Here is a 4,209-nt window from a genome sequence, read left to right on the forward strand (position 1 = left end):
GGGAGCAGCACGGTAATCGTGGTGCCCTCGCCCTCCGTGGAGTCGATGCTGATCTCACCATCGCTTTGCCGGACGATGCCGTAGACGGTGGCCAGGCCAAGGCTGGTTCCGCTGCCTCGAGGCTTTGTCGAGAAGAACGGTTCGAACGCCCACGCCGCCACTGCCGGCGTCATCCCGATCCCGCAGTCGCGGACCGTGAGCTGGGCCGCCGCGGGCGAGCCGGCCGAGTAGCCCGTGGCGAGGGTGAGCACACCACCGGTGGACATCGCGTCCCGCGCGTTGATCGCGAGGTTCATCACGATTTGCTCCACCTGCGTGCGGTCACAGATCGCGTACACCGGACCGGACTCGACGTGGAGTCGCAGTTCGATGTCCTCACCCAGCGTGCGCCGCAGCATCGAGGCGACCTCGGTAACGACCACGCTGATGTCGAGGGACTCGCGGTTGACCACGTCGCGCCGGGCGAAGGTCAGCAGCTGGCCGGTGAGCCTGGCCCCTCGCTGTGCTGCGGCGAGGATCTCCTGCAGGTCGCCCCGCGCGATCGGATCGGCGGTACGCCGTTCTATCAGGGTGGCGTAGTTCTGGATGACCCCCAGCAGGTTGTTGAAGTCGTGCGCGACGCCGCCGGCAAGCTGGCCGAGACTCTCCAGGCGGTGCAGCTGTTCCCGCTGCTCGGCCAGAGCGCGCCGTTGGCGTTCGGCCTCAAGCTGGACGCGATCACGGATGTCACGTACGGAGGCAAGGACCATCAGCTCGCCCTCGTCGTCGGTGACCGTGCTCAGGCTGATCTCGGCGGCGAAGGTGGTGCCGTCCTTCCGCAGCGCTGACAACTGCAACCCGGCGCCCATGGGCCGGGGGTGCGGATCGGCGGCGTAGCTCGCGCGATGCTGCACGTGTTTCTCGTCGATTCCGCCAGGGACGAGCACCTCGACCTTGGCCCCGACCAGCTCGGCGCCCGTCCAGCCGAACAGCCGCTCGGCCTGGGCGTTCATCCACTCGACCTGGCCCGACAGGCTCACGCCGATCGTCGCGTCCGGCGCGGCGTCGAGCACTGCCCGGAATCGCTGCTCACGACGCCGGGCGACGGTCGCGTCCCGGATCGTGGCCGCGACCAACATCCCGTCGTCGGTGCTGAACGAGCTCAAGCTGATCTCGACCGGGAACTCCGAACCGTCGCGCCGACACGACCACAACTCCAAGCCCACGCCCATGGGCCGCTTGGTGGGGTGCGCGACGTACTCCGACCGCAGGTGCGGGTGACCGGCCCGAAAACGCCGGGGCACCAGAACCTCGATGGGCTTGTTCAGCAATTCAGACCTGTCCCATCCGAACAGCCACTCCGCCTGATCGTTGGCGAAGACAATCCGACCGCCCGCGTCGACCGCTATGAACGCGTCAGGCGCGGCCGCCAGTAGACCCCTCAGTACGTCTTCGGACGGCTCCATGGCGGTCCTGCCCCCCGGCGAACACAATGTGTCGCCTACTCGTTACACGCACGGTATACCGCAGTTGATGTTTTCTCGCTGGAAAACCGGCGGTAATGCGAGCAATGTCCGGCGTTGAGGGCACTCCGTCAGCGGTCGTCGGCCGCCGCGAGGCGGCGCAGCGCCTTGAGCAGGGCCGGCTGGTTGCCGACCGGCGCGAAGAACTCCGCGTCGGCCCGCTCGACGACCTCGATCGCCCGCCGGGCCAACCGGGCACCGGCCGGAGTGACCCGTAGCCGCTTCGCGCGGGTGTCCGCGGGGTCGACCTCGCGGCGGAGCAGCTCCTTGGCCTCGAGCTTGCCGAGCACCTGGGAGGTCATCTTCACGTCCGTCCCCGCCTGCCGGGCCAACGTGAGTTGGTTGGGGTCAGCGCCCTGCTCGTTCAGCCACCACGTCGAGGCGAGCAAGACGAACTGGACGTGGGTGAGGTCGAGCGGGCCCAACGCAGCGGCAATCGCTCGCTGCCATCGCAGCGTGACGTGCCAGAGCAAGAACCCAGGACTGCGGTCGGGGTCGGATGCCATGGGTTTAGGCCTCCGCGCCGGACGCCACGGACACCAGCGCGTCGAGCACCTCGGGGAAGTCGGCGGTGATCGCCGGGCCGAGCTCGGGACCGACGACGTCGGCCGCCGAGCCGGTGATCTCGGTGCGGTAGACGACCCGGCTGCGGCCCTCGCCGGTCGGCTCGATGCGGTGGACGGTCGTGACCACGATGTCGCCACCGTCCATGACGTCGGTGAACTGCTCGCCCGGGACGACCTCGCTGAGCGTCATCCGGATGGGGTCACCGTCCGGAGCGGTCATGGTGAACGTGGTGCCGGCGGCGAACGGTCCGTCGATGGTCACGGTGCGCACGCCCGAGTTCCACTGCGTCCAGGTCGTGACGTCGGACCAGTACCGCCAGAGCGTCGCCGGGTCGGCGCTGGTCTCCACTGCGTGCTCGTACTCCCACATGACTGCCTCCATAGCCTGTGAACGGATTATCTACGCAGAGACTATCGTCGCGTCTCCTGCTGCGCAACCCCCGGTCGGCCATGATCGACGGGAACGAACTCTGTCGGCGTGATAGGACTGCACTCCGCGGCGAGGAGGAACGACGAGATGGCGGGAACCGGCGAGCGCCATGCCCGTGCGCGGCCCGTCGACCTGAGCGGCCGCACGATCGTCGTCACCGGAGCCAGCGCCGGCTCCCTCGGTTTCGCCACCGCCCGGGCCCTGGCCGACTGGGGCGCGAACGTGGTCGTGACGACGCGCAGCGACACCGCGTCCGTGCTCCGCGCCCTCTCGGGCGTCCGGCGGTCGGTCGCGGGGCATCCGCTGGATCTCACCGACGTCGCCTCGGTCGATAGCTTCGCCGACTGGTTCGCCCGCACCGCCGACCGGCTGGACGTATTGATCAACAACGCCGGTGTGCACCTCGACCTGCGCAGCAAATGGCCCGAGCCGCGTCACACCGCCGACGGTCACGAGATCCACTGGCGGACGAACTACCTGGGTCCGGCCCACCTCACCCACCGGCTGCTGCCGCACCTGCTGGCGACCGCCGAGCAGTCCGGCGAGGCCCGCGTCGTCAACGTCGTGTCGAAGCTGCACGCCCGCGGCCGCAACGCGTACCTGTTCGCGCCGATCGACCCGTACGACTCGTGGACGGCGTACGGCACGTCCAAGCTGGCGTTGGTTCATTCGGCGTCCGAGCTCGCGCGGCGCTACTCAGCACTGCGCGCGTACGCACTGCACCCGGGATCGGTGTTCAGCCACATCGCCGACCGGGGGCTCGAGGAACGGCCGGTGCTTTCGACGGTGCGGCGCGCCTTCGCGCCGATCGAGCGGCGACTCCTGCTCTCACCCGACCAGGGCGCGCAGACGACGCTGCATTGCGCCACGGCGCCCGACCTGCCCAGTGGCTACTACCGCGCCTGTGCCCCGGCGGCGTGCAGCCGGGATGCGCAGGACCGCGCCGTCGCCACGCGGTTGTGGGACGACACGGCTGCCTGGGTCGGGACTCTCCCGTCGATGCGCTGAGCGAGCGGGCCCGACCGGCGAGACCCTCTGTCATCATCGACCGGGTGCCCGCCCTGATCGCCGAACGCTTGCGCGCCGCGACGGTGGCGGTGATCGCGGTCTCGGTCCTCGTCGTCGCCGGGATGGGCACGTGGCTGCACCGGGCCGGTGCGACGTCGTTCGACGTCTGGGCGTTCCACCGGTCGGTCTCTGCGATCGGCGCCGGAGCGGCCGCCCGCCTGCTCTGGTTCAGCGAGCCGGCCCTGAGCCTCACGGTGATCGTCCTCGTGGCCGGGCTGGCCGCGGTGGCGCGGCGGTGGCGCCTGGTGGCGCTGGCGGCGGTCGGGCCCGCTCTGGCCGTGTGGCTCACCGAGGACGTCCTCAAACCGCTGATCGACCGCTACCTGTTCCAGCCCGGCGTGCCGATCGCCCTCTTGCGCGCGGGCGGCGGCGCCTTCCCCAGTGGGCACGAGACGGGGGTCGCGTCGGCCGCCGTGCTGGCCCTCGTCGCGGTCGGGCAGATCCGATTGGGTGGAGCGGCGCGGGCCGTGGCGGTCGCCGTCCTCACCGCCTGGCCCGCGCTCGCCGCGTTGGGACTCGTCCGCAACTACTACCACTACGCCACCGACACGATCGGTGCCCTCGGCGTCTCGGCGGCCGTCGTCCTCGGCGCCGCTATGACGATCGACGCGGCGGTGCCTGCGCTGGTGCGCCCTCGTCAGTT

General features: G+C 70.2%; 5 protein-coding genes. 2 read left to right on the top strand and 3 right to left on the bottom strand.

The window, feature by feature from the left end:
- The 3 genes from JF597_RS52690 to JF597_RS52700 all read right to left on the bottom strand — a co-directional run.
- Positions 1-1,445, bottom strand: a 1,445-nt coding sequence (locus JF597_RS52690; protein WP_294014039.1) for a PAS domain S-box protein, incomplete at its 3' end; no start/stop codon positions are given.
- A 128-nt stretch (positions 1,446-1,573) separates the two neighbouring features.
- Positions 1,574-2,008 carry a MarR family transcriptional regulator gene (locus tag JF597_RS52695; protein WP_294014041.1) on the bottom strand — a complete coding sequence of 145 codons (435 nt, stop codon included), beginning with the start codon at positions 2,006-2,008 and terminating at the stop codon, positions 1,574-1,576.
- A 4-nt stretch (positions 2,009-2,012) separates the two neighbouring features.
- Positions 2,013-2,438 carry an SRPBCC family protein gene (locus tag JF597_RS52700; RefSeq protein ID WP_294014043.1) on the bottom strand — a complete coding sequence of 142 codons (426 nt, stop codon included), beginning with the start codon at positions 2,436-2,438 and terminating at the stop codon, positions 2,013-2,015.
- Between the two features lie 147 nt (positions 2,439-2,585).
- Here JF597_RS52700 and JF597_RS52705 point away from each other — a divergent pair, with 147 nt between their 5' ends.
- Complete coding sequence (locus tag JF597_RS52705; protein WP_294014045.1) at positions 2,586-3,506, top strand: SDR family NAD(P)-dependent oxidoreductase; 921 nt, start codon at positions 2,586-2,588, stop codon at positions 3,504-3,506.
- Positions 3,507-3,550: 44 nt separating this feature from the next.
- Positions 3,551-4,209 (top strand): phosphatase PAP2 family protein (locus JF597_RS52710; protein ID WP_294014047.1); only part of this gene is annotated, 659 nt, incomplete at its 3' end.

The organism is Streptomyces sp. (assembly GCF_019510245.1).
Taxonomy (GTDB): domain Bacteria; phylum Actinomycetota; class Actinomycetes; order Streptomycetales; family Streptomycetaceae; genus Streptomyces.